Annotated in this window: 22 protein-coding genes; 13 read left to right on the plus strand and 9 right to left on the minus strand. The window is 69.0% G+C overall.

The window, feature by feature from the left end:
• Positions 1–31 precede the first annotated feature (31 nt).
• Positions 32–832, minus strand: coding sequence for an aquaporin Z (gene aqpZ, locus FHR19_RS07515; RefSeq protein WP_221228438.1), 801 nt, complete (start codon positions 830–832; stop codon positions 32–34).
• A 165-nt stretch (positions 833–997) separates the two neighbouring features.
• Between aqpZ and FHR19_RS07520 the strand changes: the two genes are divergently transcribed.
• The 6 genes from FHR19_RS07520 to dacB are packed head-to-tail and all read left to right on the plus strand — an operon-like array spanning position 998 to position 8,210.
• A complete protein-coding gene (locus FHR19_RS07520) occupies positions 998–2,164 on the plus strand; it encodes a serine hydrolase domain-containing protein (RefSeq protein ID WP_184026545.1) in 1,167 nt (388 codons plus the stop codon).
• Positions 2,161–3,177: an N-acetyltransferase DgcN gene (gene dgcN, locus FHR19_RS07525; protein WP_184026548.1), complete on the plus strand. Its 1,017-nt coding sequence runs from the start codon at positions 2,161–2,163 to the stop codon at positions 3,175–3,177. Before FHR19_RS07520 ends, dgcN begins: the two co-directional genes overlap by 4 nt.
• Positions 3,178–3,200: 23 nt before the next feature.
• On the plus strand, positions 3,201–4,127 hold the full coding sequence (locus tag FHR19_RS07530; RefSeq protein ID WP_343053228.1) for a dipeptide epimerase: 927 nt from the start codon (positions 3,201–3,203) through the stop codon (positions 4,125–4,127).
• Complete coding sequence (locus FHR19_RS07535) at positions 4,124–5,653, plus strand: N-acyl-D-amino-acid deacylase family protein (protein WP_184026551.1); 1,530 nt, start codon at positions 4,124–4,126, stop codon at positions 5,651–5,653. The genes FHR19_RS07530 and FHR19_RS07535 overlap by 4 nt, the downstream gene beginning before the upstream one ends.
• Positions 5,650–6,861 (plus strand): dicarboxylate/amino acid:cation symporter, encoded by a 1,212-nt coding sequence (locus tag FHR19_RS07540; RefSeq protein WP_184026554.1) that lies wholly within the window; start codon positions 5,650–5,652, stop codon positions 6,859–6,861. The genes FHR19_RS07535 and FHR19_RS07540 overlap by 4 nt, the downstream gene beginning before the upstream one ends.
• On the plus strand, positions 6,858–8,210 hold the full coding sequence (gene dacB / locus FHR19_RS07545; RefSeq protein WP_184026557.1) for a D-alanyl-D-alanine carboxypeptidase/D-alanyl-D-alanine endopeptidase: 1,353 nt from the start codon (positions 6,858–6,860) through the stop codon (positions 8,208–8,210). Before FHR19_RS07540 ends, dacB begins: the two co-directional genes overlap by 4 nt.
• A 58-nt stretch (positions 8,211–8,268) precedes the next feature.
• Here dacB and clpS read toward each other — a convergent pair whose 3' ends face one another.
• The 3 genes from clpS to FHR19_RS07560 all read right to left on the minus strand — a co-directional run bounded on the left by clpS (position 8,269) and on the right by FHR19_RS07560 (position 11,401).
• A complete protein-coding gene (gene clpS, locus FHR19_RS07550; RefSeq protein ID WP_184026560.1) occupies positions 8,269–8,604 on the minus strand; it encodes an ATP-dependent Clp protease adapter ClpS in 336 nt (111 codons plus the stop codon).
• Between the two features lie 150 nt (positions 8,605–8,754).
• The gene (locus FHR19_RS07555) at positions 8,755–9,540 is read right to left on the minus strand and encodes a phasin family protein (protein ID WP_184026563.1); all 786 of its coding nucleotides are present in this window, start codon (positions 9,538–9,540) and stop codon (positions 8,755–8,757) included.
• A 115-nt stretch (positions 9,541–9,655) separates the two neighbouring features.
• Positions 9,656–11,401, minus strand: a complete 1,746-nt coding sequence (locus FHR19_RS07560) for a PHA/PHB synthase family protein (RefSeq protein ID WP_184026566.1) — start codon at positions 11,399–11,401, stop codon at positions 9,656–9,658.
• A gap of 91 nt (positions 11,402–11,492) precedes the next feature.
• Between FHR19_RS07560 and FHR19_RS07565 the strand changes: the two genes are divergently transcribed.
• The 5 genes from FHR19_RS07565 to FHR19_RS07585 all read left to right on the plus strand — a co-directional run bounded on the left by FHR19_RS07565 (position 11,493) and on the right by FHR19_RS07585 (position 15,650).
• A complete protein-coding gene (locus FHR19_RS07565) occupies positions 11,493–12,704 on the plus strand; it encodes an LL-diaminopimelate aminotransferase (RefSeq protein ID WP_184026570.1) in 1,212 nt (403 codons plus the stop codon).
• 338 nt (positions 12,705–13,042) lie between these two features.
• Positions 13,043–13,771, plus strand: a complete 729-nt coding sequence (gene dapB, locus FHR19_RS07570; protein ID WP_184026575.1) for a 4-hydroxy-tetrahydrodipicolinate reductase — start codon at positions 13,043–13,045, stop codon at positions 13,769–13,771.
• Positions 13,768–14,439 carry an endonuclease III gene (nth, locus tag FHR19_RS07575; RefSeq protein WP_184026577.1) on the plus strand — a complete coding sequence of 224 codons (672 nt, stop codon included), beginning with the start codon at positions 13,768–13,770 and terminating at the stop codon, positions 14,437–14,439. The genes dapB and nth overlap by 4 nt, the downstream gene beginning before the upstream one ends.
• Before the next feature lie 39 nt (positions 14,440–14,478).
• Positions 14,479–14,907, plus strand: coding sequence for a DUF2147 domain-containing protein (locus tag FHR19_RS07580; RefSeq protein ID WP_246359393.1), 429 nt, complete (start codon positions 14,479–14,481; stop codon positions 14,905–14,907).
• A complete protein-coding gene (locus FHR19_RS07585) occupies positions 14,907–15,650 on the plus strand; it encodes a 16S rRNA (uracil(1498)-N(3))-methyltransferase (protein ID WP_184026579.1) in 744 nt (247 codons plus the stop codon). Before FHR19_RS07580 ends, FHR19_RS07585 begins: the two co-directional genes overlap by 1 nt.
• Before the next feature lie 115 nt (positions 15,651–15,765).
• Here FHR19_RS07585 and FHR19_RS07590 read toward each other — a convergent pair whose 3' ends face one another.
• The 5 genes from FHR19_RS07590 to FHR19_RS07610 form a co-directional block, all read right to left on the minus strand.
• Positions 15,766–16,401, minus strand: coding sequence for a carbonic anhydrase (locus tag FHR19_RS07590; RefSeq protein WP_184026581.1), 636 nt, complete (start codon positions 16,399–16,401; stop codon positions 15,766–15,768).
• Entirely contained in the window at positions 16,398–18,023 is a 1,626-nt protein-coding gene (locus tag FHR19_RS07595) for a SulP family inorganic anion transporter (RefSeq protein ID WP_246359394.1), read from the minus strand. The genes FHR19_RS07590 and FHR19_RS07595 overlap by 4 nt, the downstream gene beginning before the upstream one ends.
• A gap of 267 nt (positions 18,024–18,290) precedes the next feature.
• On the minus strand, positions 18,291–19,601 hold the full coding sequence (locus tag FHR19_RS07600) for an ATP-binding protein (protein WP_246359395.1): 1,311 nt from the start codon (positions 19,599–19,601) through the stop codon (positions 18,291–18,293).
• The gene (locus FHR19_RS07605; protein WP_184026586.1) at positions 19,601–20,305 is read right to left on the minus strand and encodes a response regulator; all 705 of its coding nucleotides are present in this window, start codon (positions 20,303–20,305) and stop codon (positions 19,601–19,603) included. Before FHR19_RS07605 ends, FHR19_RS07600 begins: the two co-directional genes overlap by 1 nt.
• A gap of 42 nt (positions 20,306–20,347) precedes the next feature.
• Complete coding sequence (locus FHR19_RS07610; protein WP_184026589.1) at positions 20,348–21,670, minus strand: MFS transporter; 1,323 nt, start codon at positions 21,668–21,670, stop codon at positions 20,348–20,350.
• Positions 21,671–21,811: 141 nt separating this feature from the next.
• Here FHR19_RS07610 and cyoA point away from each other — a divergent pair, with 141 nt between their 5' ends.
• A complete protein-coding gene (gene cyoA, locus FHR19_RS07615; RefSeq protein ID WP_184026592.1) occupies positions 21,812–22,915 on the plus strand; it encodes a ubiquinol oxidase subunit II in 1,104 nt (367 codons plus the stop codon).
• Positions 22,916–22,922: 7 nt separating this feature from the next.
• Positions 22,923–24,914, plus strand: coding sequence for a cytochrome o ubiquinol oxidase subunit I (gene cyoB, locus FHR19_RS07620; RefSeq protein WP_184026595.1), 1,992 nt, complete (start codon positions 22,923–22,925; stop codon positions 24,912–24,914).
• Positions 24,915–24,918 lie beyond the last annotated feature (4 nt).

Consider the following 24,918-nt stretch of genomic DNA (forward strand, 5'->3'; position numbering starts at 1 on the left):
GGGGCGCATGGTTAATTCCGCGTATCGAAGCCTATCGACGCTCGTCGGCCATCCGCTCGATCGGCATGTCGCCGATCGGCCCGGGCGAGACGTCGGCGTCGCGGTGCGCGAACAGCCAGCGACCGGCAAGGCCCGCCACCACCGCACCCGCGATCGGCGCGACCCAGAACAGCCAGAGCTGCTGCAGCGCCCAGCCGCCGACGAACAGCGCCGGCCCGGTGCTGCGCGCCGGGTTGACCGAGGTGTTGGTGACCGGAATCGAGACGAGGTGAATGAGCGCCAGTGCCAGCCCGATCGCCAGCGGCGCGAACGGCATCGGCGACCGCTCGTCGGTGGCGCCGAGGATGACGATCAGGAACCCGGCGGTCAGCAGCGCCTCGGTCACGAAGCTTGCCGCCAGCGAATAGCCGCCGGGCGAGTGCGCGCCATAGCCGTTGGCGGCAAAGCCGCTGGCGACGAGCTCGAACCCCGGATGCCCGCCCGCGATCACAGCCAGCACGCCCGCACCCGCGGTCGCGCCGACCAGCTGCGCGGCGACATAGCCGGGCACGTCGCGCGCCGGGAAGCGGCCGGCGACGGCCAGGCCGATGCTGACCGCCGGGTTGAAATGCCCGCCCGAGATGAAGCCGACCGCGAACGCCATCGTGAACACGGTAAGACCGAAGGCGAGCGACACGCCGACCAGCCCGATCGACCCCGGCACGTCGGCGCCCGCCGCCAGTACCGCGGCACCGCAGCCGCCCAGCACCAGCCAGAACGCGCCCGTCGCCTCTGCCGCCAGTCGCCGTGCCGCCGCGATCGGGCGGGGGCGCGGGTTGAGTTCGCTTGCCATCCATTTCCTCCGTTTCCGCCCGCTTGGCGGGCATCGAAGATTGCGGCCGGCCTAACCCATGTTACCGCCCCACCGTTCCTGGTATCTTTGCAGGGGGAGCATGGTAGCGACCGACCTGGCGGCGTGCCGGTGGACGCGGCCCCGGCGCTCGATTAGCCTCGGGCGATGCCGTTGCCCCTCCTGCTCGCGCTTGCCCTGTCACAGGAAGCCGCACCGCCGCCCGCCGAACCCGTCGCCGGTGCACGCGTCGTGGTCGCGGGGGACAAGGTCGTCGCGGCACAGGCGGCGGGGTTTGCCGACCCGGCGGCCGGGCGCCGGGCGACCCCCGACGATCCGGTCCGCGTCGCGTCGATCTCGAAGCTGGTCGTCGCGATCGGGGTGATGCGGCTGGTCGAGGCGGGGAAGCTCGACCTCGATGCGGACGTATCCACGCTGCTCGGCTGGCGGCTGCGGCATCCGCAATTCCTGGACACGCCGATCACGCTCCGGCTGCTGCTGTCGCACCGATCGGGCCTCGCCGACGGGATCGACTATGTGTTGCCGCTCGACGCCGACCTGCGCACCGCGCTCGCCGATCCGAAGGCGTGGGGAGCTCATGCGCCGGGCGGCTACTTCCGCTACGCCAATATCGGCTTCCCGGTCATCGCGTCGGTGATGGAGCGGGCGACGGGCGAGCGGTTCGACCGGCTGATGGACCGGCTGGTGCTGAAGCCGCTCGGCATCGCCGGCTGCTATCAGTGGGAAGCGTGCGATGCCGCGACCGCGGCGCGCGCAGTGGTGCTGGTCGAGCCCGATGGCACGCCCGTCCGCGACGACAATCGCGGCACCAAGCCCGCCTGTTCGGTCACGCCCGCGCGCAACGGATCGTGCGCGCTCACCGGCTGGGAAGCGGGGCGCAACGGCGCGATCTTCTCCCCACAAGGCGGGCTGCGCATCTCGGCACAGGGGCTGGCTAAGATCGGGCGGCTGATCGTCGGCGGCGGCAGCGTCGACGGCGTACGGCTGCTCTCGCCCGCGTCGGTACGTGCGATGACGACGCCCGCCTGGACCTTCGACGGCAAGAATGGCGAGACCGAAGGCGGGCTCTACTGCCGCTACGGCCTTGCCGTCATGTTCACGGGAAGCGGGATCGCCGGCTGCCCCGACGACCTCTTCGGCGACGGTCGTTCGCGCATCGGCCATGCGGGGGAGGCCTATCGCCTGCGCTCGGGCCTGTGGGTCGAGCCGGGCGGCGGGGTCACCGCCTATTGGGCGACGGGGGTGGCGCAGGACGCGCCCCTCGGCACCTCGGGCTATTCGGCGATCGAGGAACGACTGGCGCGCGGCAAATGAGCGCGATCCCGACGCCGTACCTGCTCTACCTCGGCGCGGCGACCGACTTTCTGGGGCTCAAGACCGCGCGCGGGCTGGCGACGTTCGCGCCCGAGAAGTGCGTCGGCGAGTGGCGGCACGATGACTGCCCCTACTCGGTCGGCCTCGACCGGGTGACGCTGGACGAGGGGGTCGTGCGGGGCGCGCGCACGCTTGTCATCGGCATCGCCAATCCCGGCGGTCGGATGGACGCGCGCGTGGTCGCCGATGCGGTGGCAGCGGCGCGCGCGGGCTTGAACGTCGCCGCCGGGCTGCACCAGCGGCTGCGCGGTGAGCCCGATCTGGTCGCTGCAGCGGAAGCGGCGGGGGTGCAGTTGTTCGACGTGCGCGATCCGCCCGCCGATCTGCCTGTCGGCAACGGCCGCCCGCGCGCCGGGCGCAGGTTGCTGACGGTCGGCACCGATTGTTCGGTGGGCAAAATGTACGCGGCGCTGGCGCTGACCCGCGCGATGCAGGCGCGCGGCCACGCGGCCGATTTTCGCGCCACGGGACAGACGGGCATCCTCGTCGCCGGCTCGGGAATCGCGATCGATGCGGTGGTCGCCGACTTCATCGCCGGCGCGGTCGAGACGCTGTCGCCACCGCGCGAGGATGGCGGCTGGGACCTGATCGAGGGGCAGGGTTCGCTCTTCCATCCGAGCTTCGCGGGCGTGTCGACGGGCCTTCTCCACGGCGCGCAAGCCGATGCGCTGGTGCTGTGCCATGAGGTGGGGCGCGAGACCCTGCGCGGGCTTTCCCACTCCCGCGTGCCGGGGCTGGCCGAGTGTCTCGACGCGAATCTGCGCGCCGCCCGGCTGACCTCGCCCGATGTGCGCGCGGTCGGCGTGTGCCTCAACACCGCGTCGCTCGACGAAGCGGCGGCGCGGGCGGCGTGTGCGGCGGTCGAGGGGGAACTCGGCCTACCCGTGACCGACCCCTATCGCTTCGGCGCGGCCCCGATCGTCGCGGAGATCGAACGCTGCTTCGCCGCCTGACCGCCGAAGCGCGCGCCTTTCCCCTGAGCGCGCCGTTCCGCATCGCGCGCGGCGTGAAGACGGTGGCCGAGGTGGTCGAGGTACGTCTCGTCGAAGCTGGCATCGTCGGCCGCGGGGAGGGCGTGCCCTATCCACGCTACGGCGAGAGCGTCGCGGGCGCCCTGGCGGCGGTCGAGGCGGTGCGCGGCGCGGTGGAGGCGGGGGCGGATCGCCATGATCTCCTGTCGCTGATGCCCGCGGGCGCGGCGCGAAACGCGGTGGATGCGGCGCTGTGGGATCTTGACGTAAAGCTCGGTAGCGTGTCGCTGCCCCGCGCGGTGCCGACCGAGACAGCGGTGACGGTGGGCATCGACACGCTGGCCGCGATGCATGCGGCCGCACTCGCGCTCGGTCCGGTGCCGCTGGTCAAGGTCAAGGTCGATAGCGAGGCGGTGGCGGATCGGGTCGGCGCCGTCCGCCGCGCGCTCCCCGCCGCGCGAATGATCGTCGATGCAAACGAAAGCTGGACGCTGGGCACGCTGCGCGCCGTGACGCCCGCGCTGGTCGAGGCGCGCGTCGAACTGGTCGAACAGCCATTACCCGTCGATGCCGACGATGCTCTGGTCGGGTTCGAGGCGCCGTTCGCGATCGCCGCGGACGAATCGGCGCACGGAATCGACGACATCGACCGGCTACGCGGGCGCTACAGCCACATTAACATCAAGCTGGACAAGACCGGCGGGCTGACTGCGGCGCTGGCGCTCGCCGATGCGGCCGAACGCGCGGGGGTGGGGGTGATGCTCGGCTGTATGGTGGCGAGCTCGCTCGGCATCGCGCCGGCGCTGCGGCTGGCGGGGCGGGCGTCGTTCGTCGACCTCGACGGGCCGTGGTGGCTGGCGGCAGATCGCGCGGGCGGGGTGCGGATCGAGCAGGGCGTGATGACCCCGCCCGAGCCGGGCTTCTGGGCATGAGGGCCGCGATCCTTGCCGCGCTGGCGCTGCTCGGCGCCGCGCCGGTGCCAGCCGACCTGCTGATCCGCGGCGGCACCATCGTCACCGGCCAGCGCGCGCCGTTCGTTGGCGACGTGGCGGTGCGCGGCGACCGAATCGTCGCGGTCGGCCCGCGCCTGTCGATGCGTGCGACGCGCACGGTCGAGGCGAAGGGGCTGGTCGTCGCCCCCGGCTTCATCGACCCGCATAGCCATGTCGAGACGCTGCTGCTCGGCCCCAATGCACGCGCGCGGCGGGTCGAGCGGTTCCTGATGCAGGGGGTGACGACCGCCTTCATCGGCAATGACGGCGGTGGCGCGATCGACGTGAAGGCAGTGCTGGCGAGCGCGGCGACGCGGCCGGTCGGGATCAACTATGCCGCTTATGTCGGCTTCGGCAGCATCCGCGGCGCGGTGCTGGGCGAGACCGATCGCGTGCCCACGCCCGCCGAGCTCGCGCGGATGAAGGCGCTCGCCGCCCGTGCGATGTGCGACGGTGCGCTCGGCGTGTCCAGCGGGCTGTTCTACGCGCCGCAGCGGTTCGCGAAGACAGAGGAGGTCGCGGCCATCGCGGCGGAGGCGGGCCGGCGCGGCGGCTTCTATGACACGCATCTGCGCGACGAATCCTCCTATTCGATCGGGCTCGAGGCGGCGGTCGAGGAAGCGCTGGCGATCGGCCGCGCATCGGGTGCGGCGGTGCACATCGCGCATATCAAGGCGCTCGGTGCCGATGTCGAAGGGCGCGCACCCGCCGTGATCGCCCGGATCGAGGCAGCGCGGGCGAAGGGTCAGCGCGTGACCGCCGATCAGTATCCGTGGGACGCCTCCGGCACCAGCCTCGTCGCCGCGCTGGTGCCGGGGTGGGCGCAGGCGGACGGCCGCGCGGCGATGATCGCGCGGCTGGGCGATGCGCACGCGGTTACAGAGATGCGCGAAAATCTGCGGCGGCGGGGCGGCGCGGAGAAACTGCTCCTCACCAGCGGGCCGTTTCGCGGGCAAACGCTGGCGCAGGTTGCGGCGGGCGGCGATCCAGTGGCCGCTGCGATCCGGGTCATCCAGGGCGAGGACCCCGCCGTCGCGAACTTCAACCAGTCGGAGCGCGACATCCGCGCCTTCATGACCCGCCCCTGGGTGATGACGGGCAGCGACGCCTCGACTGGGCACCCGCGCAGCTTCGGCAGCTTCGCGCGCAAATATGCGGTCTATGTGCGCGAGCGGCACGTGCTCGACCTGCCGACGTTCGTTTCTCGCAGCGCGACGCTGCCCGCCGACACCTTCGGCCTGACGGATCGCGGGCGGATCGCGCCGGGGGCGTTCGCCGACCTCGTGTTGTTCGATCCCACCACCTATGCCGCGCGCGCGACCTACTCTGATCCCGAGCGGACGGCGGCGGGGGTGCGGATGGTGCTCGTTAACGGGCGGATCGCGGTCGAGGGCGGGCGGCTGACCGGCGCGGCGGCGGGGCGCGCCCTGCCACGCGTGCCGGCCAAGGGCATGTGCCCGGCATGATCGCGCGCTGGCTCGCCATTCCGCTCTGGGTGCGCGTGCTCGGCGGGCTGGCGCTCGGGGTGTTGCTGGGTCTGGTCTGGCCCGCCGGTGCGGCGAAGGTCGCGCTGGTCGGCGAGTGGTTCGTGCGAGCGATCCGGATGCTCGTCGCGCCGATCGTGCTGGTGACGATCGCCGCGGGCATCGCCGGCATGGCCGAACCCTCGAAGCTCGGATGGCTGGGCCTGCGCACAATCGGCCTGTTCGCTGCAACGACGCTGGCGGCGGTCGCGATCGGCATGGCCGTGGCGGCGTTGGTGCAGCCGGGCGCCGGCGCGCCGCTGGCGGGCGTGGCGGCACAGGCGCTGGGCGAACCGCGCAGCCTCTACGACACCGTCGCGGGGATCGTCCCGCTCAACATCGTCGAGGCGCTGGGCAAGGGCGACATGCTCGCGCTCATCTTCACCGCGATCCTGATCGGCGTCGGTACGGTGGCGGCGGGCGAGGCGGGGCGGCCGTTCGCGCGCGGGCTCCAGTCCCTGTCGGCGGTGCTGCTGTCGGTCGTACGGCTGGTGATGGAGGCGACGCCGTTCGGCGTGTTCGCGCTGATCGCCAATGCCGTGGCGTCGAGCGGAGTCGAGGTCTTCGCGCGCATCGGCTGGCTTGCGCTCGCCGTCGTCATCGGGTCGGCGGCGCAGATGGCGCTGGTCCATGCGCCGCTGCTGGTTATCATCGCGCGCCGATCGCCGCTCCGCTTCTGGAAGGATAGTGTCGAGGCGCTGGCGATCGCCTTTTCCACCGCGTCGAGTTCGGCGGTGCTGCCCGTTGCGATCCGGCTGGCGGAGACGCGGCACCGGATCGCGCGCCACGTCGCGCAGACGGTGCTGCCGCTCGGTGCGTCGATCGGCAAGGACGGGACGGCGATGTATGTCGGCTTGCTCAGTGTTTTCAGCCTTCAGGCGCTCGGCCACCCGATCGCGCTTGCCGAATGGGGGGTCATCCTTGCGACCGGTGCGCTTGCGGCGTTCGGGACCGCGCCGGTGCCCTCGGCCTCGCTGTTCATGCTGGCGGCGGTGCTGGCGGCAGTGGGCGTGGGGCCGGGCGATACCGCGCTGATCGTCGGGCTGGTCTTGCCCTTCGACCGCCTGCTCGACATGACGCGGACCGTGCCGAGCGCGTCGGCCAACCTCACCGTGGCGGCGTGCGTCGATCGGCTGGAGCGTCGGGAATGAAGCGTGCCGTCCTCCTGCTGGTCGCTATCGCCGTACCGGCCCGCGCCGATGGGCCGGTGCTGGCCGATCGGGTGCGTGCGATCCTGTCGGCGCCCGATCTTGCCGGCACGCGATGGGGGCTGCTCGTCGTGGACGATGCCGGGCGTCAGGTGGTGGCGATCGACCCGGACGCGCGCTTCCTCCCCGCCTCGAACAGCAAGCTGCCGAGCGTGCTGGCCGACATGGCCGCGCCCACGCCGGTCGAGGGGACGGGCGTCGCGATTGAGGGCGAGGACGTGGTGCTCATCGGGGCGGGCGATCCGTGGCTGTCGGGAGCGAGCGACTGCGCGCGCGATTGCCTGTCGACGCTCGCCGACGCCGTTGCCGCTCGCACAAAGCGCGTGCGCGACGTGATCGGCGACGACCGGCGCTGGGTCGACGAGCGCTGGGGACAGGGGTGGAGCTGGAACAACCTGCCGACGCGATCGGGTGCGGCGGTGTCGGCGCTCAGCCTCGACGAGAATGTCGTTACGGTGACTGTGACGCCCGATGGCGCGGTCGCCGAACCGACCGGCTGGTACCGGATCGAGGATCGTGTCGAACCGGGCGCGGCGACCTCGCTCGGCGTCGAGCGTCTGCCCGGTGAGCGGACACTGGTCGTGCGCGGAACGATTGCGGGGCCAGTGTCGGTGACGATCGCGCATCCCGTCGACGATCCCGCCGCCTATGCCGCGCACCGCTTCGCCGCGATGCTGCGCGCGCGCGGGGTAAAGGTGGGCGGCGAGGCGAAGGCGCGGCATCGTCGGCCGGGGGAGGCTGCGGCCGTGCTGCCACAAGCCATTGCCCGGCTGACGCCGCGGCCGCTGATCGAGACCTGGGCGCGGACGCTGAAGGCGAGCCAGAACCTGTTCGCCGAAATGCTGCTGCGCCGCGACATGGCCGAGGGAACGGCGGCGGCGGGGCTCGCCCGCTACGACGCGCTGTTCGCGGGGGCGGGGGCACCTCGCCGCGGATGGGACTTCGCCGACGGGTCGGGCATGTCGAGCTACAACCGGCTGTCCCCGCGTGCCTCGGTCGCGCTGCTCCGCTGGGCGGCGAGCCAGCCCTTTGCCGCGACGTTCCGGGCGTCGCTGCCGATCGCGGGCGTCGACGGCACGCTCGCCGCGCGGTTCAAGGGGACGGCGCTGGAGGGCAGGTTGTTCGCAAAGACCGGCTCGCTGAGCGGGGCGTCGGCGCTGTCGGGCTATCTGACCGCCAGGAGCGGGCGGACGCTGACCTTCGCGTTCTTCGCCAACGACATGGCCAGCGCCGCGCCGCCGGTCACGCCGACCATGGACCGGGTGTTGGTCGAAATCGCCGCGGCGAACTGACCTTTGCAGGCTCGTCAGTCCGGCTCAAGGCCGGGTGACGACGATCGGTGGCCGGGCCCTACGCCTTTTCCAGCGTGCATTGGAGCGGGTGCTGGTTCTCGCGTGCGAAGTCCATGACCTGGCTGACCTTGGTCTCGGCGACTTCGTAGCTGAACACGCCGCAGACGCCCACGCCCTTCTGGTGGACGTGCAGCATCACCTGCGTCGCCTGCTCCATGTTCATGCGGAAGAAGCGCTGGAGGACGAGGACGACGAACTCCATCGGCGTATAGTCGTCGTTGAGCATCAGCACGCGATAGGGCGTGGGCTTCTTCGTCTTGGCGCGGGTGCGCGTGGCGATGCCGACCGACGTGCCATTGCCGCCGGTCCCGCCCTGCTCGTCTTCGTCGGTCATGTGGGGGCTGAAACGCTGCATCGCCGCTGAAAATAGGGGATGCCCCCCCATCGGGGCAAGGGCCGTTTGGCCGTAGGCCCAACGAAAAGGGGCGGCCGCATCGCGACCGCCCCCTTGGTTCGATCCGTTCCCGCCGGAGCGGGGCGCGGATTACGCCACGACCTTCACCTTCTCGGCGGCGACGGCCATGCGGTTCGACAGCGGCTGCATCGCGTCGCTCGACAGCTTCAGCATGTGCTCGGTCGCCTTCGACGCTTCGGCGACATAGGCGTCGAACGCCGAGCGGACATAGTCGCTCTGGAGCTTGAACAGCTCGGTCGGCGACTTGACCGACGCCATGCTCTTCATCGCGGCGGTCGCGTGCTCGAACGACTTGCGGCCGTACTCGGCGGCTTCCTGGCCCAGCGTCTCGACGCCCTTGGCGGCGATGCGGCCGCTCTCGACCATCGCCTCGAGGTTGCCCTTGGCGAAGTCGTTCATCTCTTCGGCCATCTTGCTGCTCTTTTCCATCGCGGCCTTGGCGCGATCGTTCATGTCGCCGAACATGGCCTGCGCCTTGTGGGTCGCGGTGTCGGCAGCGGTTTTGAGGTCGGTCATCGGAGCGGTTTCCTTCTGCACGGTCTGGGCGGTGGGCGCCGCCGCAGCCGCAACGGCCTTGGCGGTCTTGGTCGCGGCCTCGACGATCGTCTCGGCGGCCTTGGCGACCGGGGCGGCGACATTCTGGGCGGTCGCCTTGGCGGTGTCGGCGACCTTTTCGGCGGCCTCGACCACGGGTTTGAGAACGGGGGGTTTCAGGACAGGCGGCTTTGACGCGGGCGCAGCCTCGACCGGCGCGGCGACAATCGCCGATGCCGGAATCGCGGGCTTGGGGGGGACGGCCTTGGCGCGCGGCGCGGTGCCGCGCGGCGTGCTGGACTTCGGACCCTTGATCGCCATCACTCGCCTCTCGCAAAAGATGTTGCGGTGCAGCGATTACTCGATTCGGCAAGTCGCCGCAAGGGAAATGTTGCGGTGCAACAAAGTCACGATGCGGCGAAACTTGTTAGCGTTCTCAACGGGTTCGAACGTACGCCCCGGGCGCATCTTCGAGCGCCGGAAGCGCACCTTCGCCGGGAATTCGCGCACCCTTGGCCGGCACCGTTTCGCCGTCGAGCGCGGCGATCCACTGGCGCCAGTCGGGCCACCAGCTTCCCTTTACCTCGCGCGCCCCGGCAACAAAGGCGGCCAGGCTGTCCGCGCCGTCCTCGTTGATCCAGTACTGGTATTTGCCGGCCGAGGGCGGGTTGACGACGCCCGCGATATGCCCCGACCCGGCGAGGACGAATCGCAGCGGCCCGGTGAAGTAATGCGTGATCTTCCACACGCTTTCGGCCGGAGCAATGTGATCCTCGCGCCCCGCCTGGACATAGGTGGGCGTGGCCACGCGCGTGAGGTCGATCGGCGTCCCCGCCACCGCGATCGCGCCGGGCGTCACCAGCTTGTTGTCGCGATACAGGTCGGCGAGATAGCTCTGGTGCCACTTGGCGGGCAGGTTGGTGACGTCGCTGTTCCAATGGAGCAGGTCGAACGGCGTATATTCGGCGCCCATCAGATAGTTGTTGGCGACATAGTTCCAGATGAGGTCGCGCCCGCGCAGCAGGTTGAACGTCGCGGCCATGTACCGCCCGTCGAGGAAGCCGTCGGGCGACAGCGCCTCGATCAGCTTCATCTGCTCATCATCGACGAACATCTGAAGGTCGCCGGCCTGGGTGAAATCGACCTGCGCGGTGAAGAAAGTGGCCGAGGCGACCTTGTCCGCCTGCCCTCTCGCGGTCAGCAGCGCCAGCGTCGCGGCGAGCGTCGTGCCCGCCACGCAATAGCCGATCGTGTGCAACGCGGGCACGTCCAGCAGCTCGCGCACCGTGTCGATCGCGTCGATCTGTCCGCGCTCGATGAAATCGTCCCAGACCACGTCCTTCATCGACGCGTCCGCCGATTTCCAGGAGACGACGAATACGCTCAGCCCCTGTTCGACCGCCCAGCGGATGAAGCTCTTTTCGGGCGTCAGGTCGAGGATGTAGAAGCGGTTGATCCACGGCGGAAAGATCAGGAGCGGGATCTTCGACACGCTTTCGGTCGTCGGCGCATAGTGGATCAACTCGTACATCGGCGTCCGCTTGACCACCTTGCCCGGCGTCACCGCGATGTTGCGGCCGAGCTCGAACGCCCCCTCGCTCGTCTGCGTCATCTGGCCCTTGGCCATGTCGGCGAGCATGTTCTGAAGGCCCTTGAGCAGGCTCTCGCCGCGCGTCTCGATCGCTTTTTCGAGCACGACCGGGTTGGTCGCTGGGAAGTTGGTCGGGCTCATCGCGTCGATGAAGCCGCGCGTGGCGAAGCGGATCTGCTCCTTCTGCTTGGGGTCCACCCCCTCGATCGCGTCGACGCCCTTCACCAGGTGCTCGGCGATCAGGAAATAGCTCTGGCGGATGAAGTCGAAGACCGGGTCCTCGCGCCATTGCGGCGCCTTGAACCGCTTGTCGCGCGCCTGTTCGGGCGTCTCCTCGGGCGGGGCGGCGTTCGCGGGGTCGAGGAAGCGCTGCCACAGCTTCATTGTGTCGCCCCAGAATTCGGCCTGCGCACGGATGACGGGCGTCGGATCGAACGGCGAGCCGCTCAAGGGCTGCGGCGCGGCGTCGATCAGGTCGAGGCCGTGCTCCATCATCATCTGCTGCATCCGGCCCATCACCCAGGTCCAGTGCTGGATATCCTTCAGGTCGGGCGTGGGCGTCGCGGTCGCGCCGTCGGGTTGGTCGGCCATGGTCCTCTCCTCTGGCAGTCGCCTGTCCGCGCCCGTATAGCGGGGTTGCCGCATCGGCGAAATCGCCCGCGGCCACTCAGGAGCAACGGCAATGTCCGACGAATTCTACCGCATCAAGCGCTTGCCCCCCTATGTCATCGCCGAAGTGAACGCGATGCGGGCAGCGGCGCGTGCGGCGGGAGAGGACATTATCGACCTCGGCATGGGCAATCCCGACCTGCCGCCGCCGCCGCACGTGCTCGAGAAGCTGTGCGAAGTGGCGATGAAGCCTGACGCGCACGGCTATTCGCAGTCGAAGGGTATCCCCGGCCTTCGCCGCGCGCAGGCCAATTACTATGGCCGCCGCTTCGGCGTCGATGTCGATCCCGAGACCGAGGTCGTGGTAACGATGGGATCGAAGGAGGGGCTGGCCAGCCTCGCCACCGCGATCACCGCGCCCGGCGACGTGGTGCTGGCGCCCAACCCCAGCTATCCGATCCACACCTTCGGCTTCATCATCGCGGGGGCGACGATCCGCAGCGTGCCGACGACCCCGAATGAGGAATATTGGGCCAGCCTCGACCGCGCGATGGCGTTCACCGTGCCGCGACCGAGCATCCTCGTCGTCAACTATCCGTCGAACCCGACCGCCGAGACCGTCGATCTCGCTTTCTATGAGCGGCTGGTCGCCTGGGCGAAGGCGAACCAGGTCTGGGTGCTGTCCGATCTTGCCTATTCGGAGTTGTATTTCGACGGCCAGCCGACGCGCTCGATCCTCGAGGTGCCGGGGGCCAAGGATGTGGCGATCGAGTTCACCTCGCTGTCCAAGACCTATTCGATGGCTGGCTGGCGGATGGGCTTCGCGGTCGGCAACAAGAAGCTGATCGCGGCGATGACGCGGGTGAAGTCGTATCTCGACTATGGCGCGTTCACGCCGATTCAGGCGGCGGCGTGCGCGGCGCTCAACGGCCCGCAGGATATCGTCGAGCGCAACCGCCAGCTCTACCACAAGCGCCGCGACGTGATGGTCGAGGCGTTCGGCCGCGCGGGCTGGGATATCCCCGCGCCCAAGGCGTCGATGTTCGCCTGGGCACCGCTGCCCCCCGCGCTCAAGCATCTGGGCAGCCTCGAATTCTCCAAGCAGCTTCTCACCCACGCCAAGGTCGCGGTGGCGCCGGGCGTCGGCTACGGCGAGGACGGCGAAGGCTATGTCCGCATCGCGATGGTCGAGAACGAGCAGCGGCTGCGCCAGGCGGCGCGCAACGTGAAGCGCTACCTCCAGTCGATGGGAGTCAACACGCCGGCACAGGCGAGCAACGGGTAAGCTGTCGTACCAACGCCCCTCGCGAACGGGCGCGAAGGTCGGCTGCGGCTGCGCGGTGATCTTCGCGTTCGTCGCCTTTGCCAGTTTGACGGCTCAGTCATGCGCGGCTGGGAGTTGCCGGTCGGCGGGGGCGGCGGATTGTCCGCCCGATCAAGGCTGGATGGTGTGGCTGATCTATCCGGCCGGTTTCGCGATCGTGTGGATCGCGAACGAACTGTGGCTTTGGTTTCGCAACAGCGGCGACCGATAACGATCCAGCGTCTCGGAATACCGCACTTAACCCCTGTCACCGTCTCTCCGGGCATGGCAAAGGCCGCTCGTAACCAGCGAGGACGCGCATGAACCGGATCGGCATCTACGGCAGCCTGGGGCGGATGGGGCAGGCGATCGTCGCGGCGATGCCGGCGCTGGACGCGGTGCACGCCGGCGGCGTCGATGCGGGCGAGGATCCCGGCCCGCTCGCCGGCCAGTGCGACGTGCTGGTCGATTTCTCCGCCCCCGCCGCGCTCGACGCGCATCTGGCGGCGGCGATCGCGGCGGGCACGCCGATCGTCATCGGCACCACCGGCCTGTCGCCGCATCACCACGACGCGATCGATGAAGCGGCGGAGCGGATCGCGGTGCTTCAGACCGGCAACACCTCGGTCGGCGTCGGCCTGCTCATGGCACTCGTCCGCGATGCGGCGCGCAAGCTGGGGCAGGAGTGGGACATCGAGATCGTCGAGATGCATCATCGAGACAAGGTCGATGCCCCCTCGGGCACCGCGTTGATGCTGGGAGAGGCGGCGGCGGCGGGGCGCGAGACGACGATCGCCGAGACCGGCGTGCAGGGTCGCGCGGGGCTCGTCGGGGCGCGGGCGCGCGGGACGATCGGTTTTTCCAGCCTTCGCGGCGGCACCGTCGTCGGCGATCATAATGTCGTCTTTGCCGGCAATGGCGAGCGGATCGAGATCGGCCATTACGCACAGGATCGCGCGATCTTCGCCGCCGGCGCGGTCAGGGCGGCGCTGTGGCTCGCGGGCCGCGCGCCGGGCCGCTACCGGATGGACCAGGTGCTCGGTCTTTGAAGAAGGCCGATATTTTCGAGTTCTTCCGCCGGCTGGCCGAGGCCAATCCGGCGCCCGAGACCGAACTTGAATCGGTCAACGTCTATACGCTGCTCGTCGCCGTCGTCCTGTCGGCGCAGGCCACCGATGCGGGCGTCAACCGCGCCACCCGCGCGCTGTTCGCCGAGGTCGACACCCCCGAGAAGATGGTGGCGCTGGGCGAAGCGGGGCTGAAGCGGCACATCAAGACGATCGGGCTGTTCAACACCAAGGCCAAGAACGTCATCGCGCTCAGTCAGGCGCTGATCGACCAGCATGGCGGCGAGGTCCCCGCCGACCGCGCCGCGCTGGAGGCGCTGCCCGGGGTAGGGCGAAAGACCGCCAACGTCGTGATGAATGTCGCTTTCGGGCATGAGACGTTCGCGGTCGACACGCACCTGTTCCGGGTTGGCAATCGCACGGGCCTTGCCCCCGGCAAGACGCCGCTGGCGGTCGAATTGAAGCTCGAGAAGGCCGTGCCGCAGCCCTTTCGCCTGCACGCGCATCACTGGCTGATCCTGCACGGGCGCTATGTGTGCAAGGCGCGGACGCCCGACTGCTGGAAATGTCCGGTCGCGGACCTCTGCCGCTACAAGCCCAAGACGCCGCCGCCCAAGGCAAAAGCCGCCGACTCGATAAAGCCCGCCTGACTTCCTATGTGAGCGACCGTTTCGTTCACGAGGTTGCTTATGCTCATGTCCCTGATCGCGAGCACGATGCTCGCCGCAGCGCCCGCGCCGGCACAGAACGCCCCCGACTGGACGGGCGTGTGGCGCAACGGATCGAACAGCGTCCATATCCGCGCCAGCCGATGCGGCCCCGCGATGTGCGGCACCGTCATCTGGGCGAGCGAGCAGGCCAAGGCTGATGCCGCGGCCGGCGGCACCGACCGGCTGGTCGGCACGCGCATCTTCGACGGGTTCACGCCCGAGGATGGCGAGTGGGTGGGCGAAGTCTATGTCCCCGACCTTGCTAAGAGCTTTTCGGGCTCGATCTGGATGGAGGGGCGCAACACGCTGGTCGGGCGCGGTTGCCTGTTCGGTAATTTCGGCTGCCGCGAACAGCGCTGGACGCGCGTCGCCGACACCGCCCGCCCCGTGCCGAAGCGCCGCCGCTGATGGCGGCGACGCCCGCCTGGCCGCCCGACTCCACGCCCCGCCTGTTCGTCGAGACGCCGTTGTCCGACGCTGCGGCGGTGGCGATCGACGGCGGGCAGGCGCATTATCTGGCCGGGGTCATGCGGCTGAAGGTCGGTGATCCCGTCCTGCTCTTCGACGACAAAACCGGCGAGTGGCTGGCCGAGGCGAGCGAGGTGCGCAAACGCGACCTCACCCTGACCGTCGCGCACCGGATGCGCGAGCGCGAGGCGGTGCCCGACCTGTGGCTGTGCGCCGCGCCGATCAAGAAGGGGCGGATCGACTGGGTCGCGGAAAAGGCGTGCGAGCTGGGCGTCGACCGGCTGGTGCCGGTGCTGACGCAGCGGACGATCGTCGACCGCCCGAACCTCGACCGCCTGCGCGCGCACATGATCGAGGCGGCGGAGCAATGCGGGCGCACCGCGCTCCCCTCGCTCGCCGAGCCGGTGAAGCTGGCGGCGCTGCTCGCCGACTGGCCTGCCGAACGGGCGCTGTTCTTCGCCGACGAGAGCGGCGGCGTGCCCGCGGCGGAGGCGATGCGCGCGCGGCCCGGCCCGGCGGCGATCCTGGTGGGGCCGGAGGGCGGCTTCACCCCCGCCGAGCGCGAGGTGATCCGGGCGTGTCCGGCGGCAGTCGGGATCACCCTCGGCCCCCGCATCCTGCGCGCCGAGACCGCGGCGGCGGCGGCAACGGCCGTATGGATGGCCGCCGCGGGCGACTGGTAAAGGTTCGACCGGAGCGCCAGCGGGGAGGGGACCGCGGCGCTCCGGTCCGGGTGAGGGCGACGCCGGCGTTGGAGCTACCGCCGCCACCCTGTCCGATCTCTAAATCCCGACCCTGTCAGACCAGCACGGGCTCCGGCCGCTCCACCGCGTCGAGCCGCGTCGCCGCGTCGATCGTCATCAGCGGCTTCAGCACCCCGTCGCGCAGGTCATAGACCCAGCCGTGCAGCATCAATTCCTGCCCCCGCTCGAACGCCGCCTGCACCAGCGGCACGCGGGCAAGGCGGACGAGCTGGTCGCGGACGTTGAGCTCGACCATGCGGTTGAGCCGCTGCCCCTCGGGCAGGGCGTCGACCTCTTCGGCATGCTCGGCATAGACGTCGTGGACGCCCGCCACCCACTCGCCGACCGCGCCGGTCCCCTCGCGCTTCCATCCCTGCGCCACCCCGCCGCAGCCATAATGGCCGCACAGGATGATGTGGCGCACGCGCGTCCGCTCGACCGCGGTCTGGAGCACCGCCATCAGGTTGAGATCGTCCTCGTAGACCAGATTGGCGACGTTGCGGTGGATCGACATCACGCCGGGGGGCGAGTTGGTGATCTGATCGGGCGCCACGCGGCTGTCCGAACAGCCGATCCAGAGGAAGTTCGGCTTCTGCTCCTCCGCCTGGCGCGCGAAATAGTCGGGGCGCTCCTCGCGAAGCTGTTCGGCCCAAGCCTTGTTGGCGAGGAGCAGCATCTTGGTGTCGTTCATAGGTGGACGAGCTCCCGGCGCGGCGCGTTGACCAGCGGCGCGCTCTTTTCGGCGATGTCGCCGCGGACGGAGACGCGGATGTCGCGGAACGGCGCCCCGCGGACGAAGGCGTTGAGGACGTCGATATTGTCGAGATCGACGTATGACGTGGACGACAGGTCGACGAGCAGGTCGGCGCCGTTCGGCACGCGATTGAGCGCTTTCTGCAGCTCGTACTTGTGAATGAAGTAGAGGTTGCGGCGCGCGCGGATCATGCAGCTGTTGCCGTCGCACACGAAGCTGACCGCGGGGCGGAAGTTGCGCGCGACGACAAAGACGAAGCCGATGACCAGCCCGATCGCAATCCCCTTGAGCAGGTCGGTGAACAGGATCGCCGCGATCGTTGCGACGAACGGCACGAACTGCGTATAGCCCTGCTTCCAGCGCTTCACGAACAGCGCGGGCTTGGTGAGCTTGTAGCCGGTCTGGATGAGGACCGCGGCGAGCGCGGCGAGCGGGATCAGGTTGAGGATCGCGGGCATCAGCACGACGCTGAGCAACAGCCAGCTGCCGTGCATGATCGTCGACAGCTTGCTTGACGCGCCCGAATCGACGTTCGCCGACGACCGCACGATGACCGAGGTGACGGGCAAGCCGCCGATCAGGCCCGAGATCAGGTTGCCGCCCCCTTGCGCGAACAGCTCGTGATTCTTGTCGGTCGTGCGACGCTGGGGATCGAGGTCGTCGACCGCGGTGACGCTGAGCAGCGATTCGAGGCTGGCGACGATCGCCAGCGTGATCGCCACGGTCCAGACGGTCGCATTGCCGACCTGGCCGAAGTCCGGAAGCGAGAACAGACCGACGAAGCCCGAGAAGCCGTCGGCGATCGGTACGGAGACCAGATGCTCGCGCTGAAGCTGGAGCGCGGGGGCGATCACGCCGAACAGCGCGTTCATGCCCACCGCGCCCGCAACGACGACGAGCGGGCCGGGCAGCAGCTTGAGCGCGCCTTCCTTCGGCCGGTTGGCGTCCCACCAGAACAGGAAAGCGATCGAGACGACGGAGATGACGACGGCGCCCATCGTCAGCTTGTCGGTGAAAGAGAACCACAGCGTCGACAGCGTGTTCATGCCGTCAGTCTGGGTAAAGGCAAACTCGCCCGAGGGGTCGCCGTCATAGCCGACTGCGTGCGGTACCTGCTTCAGGATGAGAATGAGGCCGATCGCGGCGAGCATGCCGGTGATGACCGAACTCGGCACGAACTCGGCGAGCACACCCGAGCGGCTGAACGAGAAGATCATCTGCATCGCGCCCGCCAGCACGACGGCGAGCGTGAACGCCTGGAAACTCGGCAGCGACTGGATCGCGTCGAAGACGATGACGGTCAGGCCCGCGGCCGGTCCGCTGACCGATAGGGGCGACTTGGACAGTGCGCCGATGACGATCCCGCCGACGATCCCCGCGATAAGCCCCGAAAAGAGCGGCGCGCCCGACGCGAGCGCCACGCCGAGGCAGAGCGGCAGCGCGACCAGCGCAACGACGATCGAGGCGGGCAGGTCCTGCTTCCACGTGGCAAAGCTGGGCATCAGGCCGGCTTTCGCGGCGGCGGGCGGCGGGGCGGCGATCGCGGCGTGGGCGTTCATGCCGCGCCTCCGCTTTCGATTTCGACGCTTGCCCGCATGACACCCTCCCACGACGCGGGCGCAACCGGCGCACCGCACCTGTCGGAATAGCCGCGCGCATCTTTCCCGTTGGGGACGCCGTGTAACGAATGATTGCTGGGTGGGGGTGACGCCTCCTCTCCCTGGAAGGGGGGGCTGGGGGTGGGTTGGCCCGTTCGTCGCGGTCGGGTGGCCTCGAGCAGGCCAACCCACCCCAACCCCTCCCTTGTCAGGGAGGGGCTCAACGGCTCACCCCGGCAACGCGATCGTGGCGCGCAGGCCGCCTTCGGCGCGGTTGGTGAGGTCGAGGGTACCGCCCTCCGCCGCCGCTGCCCGGGCGACGATCGACAGGCCGAGGCCGAAGCCCGCGGTGTCGCGCCCGCGCGCATTGTCGAGCCGGACGAACGGCTCAAGGACGAGCGCCAGCGACTCCTCGGGAATGCCCGGCCCGTCATCCTCGACATGCAGACAGACATGGCCGGGCCGCTTTTCGAGCCGCACCACCACTTCCCGCCCGTAATGCACGCCATTGTCGACGAGATTGGTGACCGCACGCCGGAAACTCGACGGTCGGACGGAATGTTCGAGGTGCGACGGCCCCTCGTAGCGCACGGCGTGGCCGTGGTCGCTCGCATCGTCGGCGAGGCTGGCGCAGAGGACGGCGATATCGACGCGGCGCGGCTTCTCCGGATCGGCCTCGCCGCCCAAGAAAGCGAGGAGCGAGTTCACCATCGCCTCCATCCCCTCGATATCGGCGGCGACCTCCCGCCGCAGCCCCTCGTCGGGGATCGCTTCGGTCCGCAGTTGCAGCCGCGCGAGGGGCGTGCGCAGGTCGTGGCCGACCGCGGCAAGCGCGCGTGTCCGCTCGTCGATCAGCCGGCGGATGCGCGCCTGCATCGTGTTGAATGCGGCGATCAACCGGCGGATTTCGACCGGCCCCGCCTCGTCCAGTTCGGGCAGCGCCTCGCCCGGCGTATAGCGCTCGACCGCGCCGGTCAGGCCGCGAATGGGTTTCAGCGTGCGGCGGATGAGCAGGCCGCCGAGCAGCATCACCACGAACACCGGGATCAGCGCGGCGATCATCCGCTCGACCGGCACCCCCGCGGAGCGGACGGGCTCGACCGTGCGGAAATAGACCCAGCTTCGATCGGGCAGCCGCATCGTGCCGGTGATGACCGACTTGGTCCCGACGCGCAGCAGCGCTAGCCGTACCTGCTGGTTCTCGAGGCCGGGTTCCCAGGCGATGACCTGATCGCGGATCTGGTTCGGGGCGGGGCCGTTCTGCGGCAGCGTCGGTTCGGCCGCGCTCCAGCGGACGATGTAGCGGTCGGTGGTCAGTTCGTCGGCATAGCGCGCGCGGGCGGGCGGCGGCGACTGGCCGACCAGCCGGCGAACGATGACCAGATGCTCGGCCAGCCGCCGCGCCTCGTCATCGCGGACCGAGAATTCGGTGGCGCGTTCGTAAAGCAGCGTGCTGGCGACAAACTCGAGCGCGAGCGCGAAGAGCAGGATCGCGACCAGCCGCCCGATCAGGCCCATCGCCGGCCAGTGCGGGCGCATCATTCGCGCGTGACCGGCGCACTCAGCATATAGCCGACGCCGCGCACGGTGACGATCGGCGCGGGCCGCTCCTCGGTCGACAGCTTGCGGCGCAGGCGGCTGATGAGCACGTCGATCGAGCGATCCGATGAATCGCCGATGCGCGTACGAGACAATTCGATCAGCCGCTCGCGCGCGATCACGCGCTGCGCATGGTCGACGAGGACGGCGAGCAGGTCGAACTCGGCCCCGGTCAGGTCAACCACCGCGTCGGTCGGGGAGCGGAGTTCACGGCGGGGCAGGTCGATCGTCCATCCCTCGAACGTCGCGATTCCCTTCGACCGCTCGTCCTCGCCGCCGCCGCCGCGCGATTCCCAGCGGCGCAGGACGGCGCGGACGCGGGCGATCAGCTCGCGCGTGCCGAACGGCTTGGGCAGGTAGTCGTCGGCACCGAGTTCGAGGCCGATGACGCGGTCGACCTCACTGCCCTTGGCGCTGATGAAGATGATGGGGACGTCGCTTTGCTGGCGGATGCGGCGGCACAGGTCGATGCCGCTGGTGCCCGGCAGCATGATGTCGAGCAGGACGAGCTCGACATCGCCGCCCTCGAACGCCTGCCAGAATTCGGGCGCGGCTGCGCAGGCGCGCACCTGATAGCCGTTTTCCTGAAGCGCGCGGGCGGTAAGGACGCGCAGCGCCGGATCGTCTTCGACAAGCAGGATCATGGGCGGGGATGTAACGATCCCCGCCCGATCAATCCAGCCGGGTTAGTCGAGGCGGCGCGCCAGTTCCTTGTTGAGGCCGAGCGCCACCAGCGTGCCGATCGCGCCGGACAAAAGGTAACCGCCCGCCGCCGCGAGCCCGAAATAATGGGTGAGCGCCAGCGCCGCGAGCGGGGCGAAGCCCGCGCCGAACAGCCAGGCCAGGTCGCTGGTGAGCGCCGCGCCGGTATAGCGCGCGCGCTTCGGAAAGTTGCTGGTGACGGCACCCGACGACTGGCCGAACGACAGGCCGAGCAGGATGAAGCCCGAGATCATGAAAACCGATTCGCCGACCGCGCCGCCGCGCAGCAGCTGCGGCGCGAAGCCCGAGAACACCGCGATCGCCGCGGCGGTATAGCCCAGCACCGAACGGCGGCCGATCCGATCCGCCAGCCACCCCGACGCGACGATCGAGGCGAGGCCGAAGCCCGCGCCCACCATCTCGATCACGAGGAAGCGGGTGATGCTCTCGCCGGTGTAGACATAGACCCAGGAGAGCGGGAACACCGTCACCATGTGGAACAGCGCGAAGCTGGCGAGCGGGGCGAAGGCGCCGATGACGATGTTGCGCCACTGCGCCTTGATCGTCGGGGCGACGCGCGAGGGGGTGAGCTCGCGGGTCTTGAACAGGTCGGCATATTCCGCGGTCACGACCATCCGCAGCCGCGCGAACAGCGCGACGACATTGAGCGCGAAGGCGACGAAGAACGGATAGCGCCAGCCCCAGGCGAAGAAGTCCTTCGCCCCGATCGTGCCGAGCAGGAAGGCGAACAGGCCGCTCGCCACGAGCAGGCCGAGCGGCGCGCCGAGCTGCGGCACCATCGCCCACCAGCCGCGCTTGCCGTCGGGCGCGTTGAGCGCGAGGAGCGAGGAAAGGCCGTCCCATGCGCCGCCCAGCGCAATACCCTGACCGATGCGCAGGATGGCGAGGATCACCGCAGCCCAGATCCCCGCCGCCTGATAGCTCGGCAGGAAGCCCACCGACACCGTCGAGGTGCCGAGCAGGAACAGCGCGATGGTGAGCTTGGTCCCGCGGCCATGCCGCCGGTCGATCGCCATGAAGATCTGCGTGCCGATCGGCCGTGCGACGAACGCGAGCGGGAACAAAGCGAAGGACAGAAGCGTCGCGGTCACGCGATCCGCGAACGGAAAGATCAGCTCGGGAAACACGATCACGCTGGCGATCGCATAGACGAAGAAATCGAAGAATTCGGAGGTGCGCCCGATGATGACGCCGATCGCGATCTCACCCGGCCGGACATGTTCGTCGGCATGGAGGGCGCGGGCATCGCGCTCGAGCGAACTGGAATCGGCGACGGCTTCGGCCATGACGGGCATATCCTTTGGGCGGGGCCTTTGGGCGAGCAACCCGCGAGCCGCGATTCCGGTCCCTTACGCGCTTCGTGCCTTGCGCGGCATAGGACATTTTGTCCTATTTCGCGCGGGCCCGCGCAAGCCTAGCTCCATCCCATGCTGACTTGTCCGTGCGCCCCGGCCACCCGTCTCGCGACCCTCGCTGCCGCCTCGCTGGCGCTCGGCGGCTGCGACATGGTCGTCATGAACCCCTCGGGCGACGTCGCGCGTCAGCAGGCCGACCTGATCCTGTGGTCGACGGGCCTGATGTTGCTCATCATCGTCCCCGTGATGGTGCTGACGGTCGTGTTCGCGTGGCGATACCGCGCGAGCAACGAGGAGGCCGAATATGCGCCCGAGTGGAACCACTCGACGGGCCTCGAACTCATCATCTGGTCCGCGCCGCTCTTGATCGTCATCGCGCTCGGCGCGCTCACTTGGGTCGCGACGCACACGCTCGACCCCTATCGCCCGATCGGCCGGATCGCGGCGGGCAAGCCCGTCCCCGCGACGCAGCGCCCGCTGGAGGTGCAGGTCGTCTCGCTCGACTGGAAATGGCTGTTCATCTATCCCGAGCAGGGCGTGGCGAGCGTCAACGAGCTGGTCGTCCCCGTCGACCGTCAGGTCCGCTTCCGCCTCTCCTCGTCGAGCGTGATGAACACCTTCTACGTCCCGGCGATGGCGGGCATGATCTATACGATGCCAGGCATGGAGACGAAGCTCCATGCCGTCCTCAACAAGACCGGCGATTTCGAGGGCATGTCCGCGCATTACAGCGGCGCGGGCTTCTCGAAGATGCGCTTCCGCACCTATTCGGTGGACGAGGCCGGGTTCGAGAAGTGGGTCTCCAGGGCCAAGGGCGCGCAGGGTCGGCTCGATGCCAAGACCTATCTCCAGCTCGAACAGCCGAGCGAGGACGATACGCCGCGCCAGTTCGCCGGGGTCGAGCAGGGCATCTTCAGCCGCATCGTCAACATGTGCGTGCGTCCCAACCAGCCGTGCATGACCGAATCGATGCACGGCATGCACGCCAATTCGGGCCTGCCGCAGCCGACCAACAACGCGGTTCGTCCGCGCACCCCGCCGGCCTTCGACCGCGCGCCGGGTGAGGACGTGCCGAGCCCGCGCACCGACGCGGCGGGCAAGGGCGCGAGCTCGCCCGCCCGCACCGGCAGCGGTGCCGCCGCCAATCGCGAAACACCCACGCAGAAGGGTGAGTGAGGAAGTCATGTCCGACGCAGTCTATCAGATGATCTTCGGTCGCCTGACGCTCGACGCGCTGCCGCTGCACGAACCGATCGTCGTCGCGACGTTCGGCGTCGTGGCGCTGGGCGGCCTCGCGCTCCTCGGCCTTATCACCAAGTACAAGCTCTGGGGCTATCTCTGGAGCGAGTGGTTCACCACGGTCGATCACAAGAAGATCGGGATCATGTACATGATCCTCGGCACCGTCATGCTGCTGCGCGGGTTTGCCGACGCGATCATGATGCGGTTGCAGCAGGCGATGGCCTTCAACGGGTCCGAAGGGTATCTGGACGCCCACCATTACGACCAGATCTTCACCGCGCACGGCGTCATCATGATCTTCTTCGTGGCGATGCCGTTCGTCACGGGGCTGATGAACTATGTCGTCCCGCTCCAGATCGGCGCGCGCGACGTGAGCTTCCCGTTCCTCAACAATTTCAGCTTCTGGATGACCGCCGCGGGCGCCGGCCTCGTCATGGCGAGCCTGTTCGTGGGCGAGTTCGCCAAGACCGGCTGGCTGGCGATGGCGCCGCTCTCGGGGCTCGATTACTCGCCCGATGTCGGTGTCGACTATTATATCTGGGCGTTGCAGATCGCCGGCGTCGGTACGTTGCTATCCGGCGTCAACCTGATCGCGACCATCGTCAAGATGCGCGCGCCGGGCATGAGCCTGATGAAGATGCCGGTGTTCACCTGGTCGGCGCTCGTCACCAACGTGCTGATCGTCGCGGCCTTCCCCGTGCTGACCGCGGTGCTCGCCTTCCTCAGCCTCGACCGTTATGTCGGCACCAACTTCTTCACGAACACGCTGGGCGGCAACCCGATGATGTACGTGAACATGATCTGGATCTGGGGCCACCCGGAAGTCTACATCCTGATCCTGCCCGCGTTCGGTGTGTTCAGCGAGGTCGTGTCGACCTTCTCGGGCAAGCGTCTGTTCGGCTACACCTCGATGATCTACGCGCTGATCGTCATCTGCATCCTCGCCTATCTCGTCTGGCTGCACCACTTCTTCACGATGGGGTCGGGGGCGAGCGTCAACAGCTTCTTCGGCATCACGACGATGATCATCTCGATCCCGACGGGTGCGAAGATCTTCAACTGGCTGTTCACGATGTACAAGGGGCGCATCCGCTACGAACTGCCGATGATGTGGGCGATCGCGTTCATGCTGACCTTTACCGTGGGTGGCATGACGGGCGTGCTGCTGGCGGTCCCGCCGGCGGACTTCGTCCTCCACAACTCGCTGTTCCTTGTCGCGCACTTCCACAACGTCATCATCGGCGGCGTGCTGTTCGGGATGTTCGCGGGCATCAACTACTGGTGGCCCAAGGCGTTCGGGTTCAAGCTCGACAGGAAGTGGGGGCTCGTCAGCTTCTGGGCGTGGGTCGTCGGCTTCTGGACCGCGTTCACCCCGCTCTATGTGCTCGGCCTGATGGGCGTCACCCGGCGCCTGCGCACCTTCGACGATCCCAGCCTGCAGATCTGGTTCGTCATCGCCGGGATCGGCGCGGCGATCGTCGCGGTGGGCATCGCCGCCTTCCTGATCCAGATCGCGGTCAGCATCCTAAACCGCGACAAGCTGCGCGACGAGACCGGCGATCCGTGGGGTGGCCGCACGCTCGAATGGGCGACCACCTCGCCGCCGCCGCACTATAATTTCGCGTTCACCCCGGTGGTCCACGACCTTGACGCGTGGCACGACATGAAGTCGCGCGGCGGCAAGGTTCCGGCCGAGGGCTACATGGACATCCACATGCCCCGGTACACGGGTGCGGGCGTCATCCTCGCCGGCCTGTCGCTGGTCTCCGGCTTCGGCCTGGTCTGGCACATCTGGTGGATGGCGGGCGGTGCGCTGCTCGGCGTGGTGGGCTACGCGATCTGGCACAGCTTCGACTATGACCGCGATTACTACGTCACCGCGGACGAAGTCGCCGAAACCGAACGCGCCGGGCGCGTGATGGCAGGGGCCTGAGGCG

Source organism: Sphingomonas yantingensis (assembly GCF_014199325.1).
Lineage (GTDB): Bacteria > Pseudomonadota > Alphaproteobacteria > Sphingomonadales > Sphingomonadaceae > Sphingomonas > Sphingomonas yantingensis.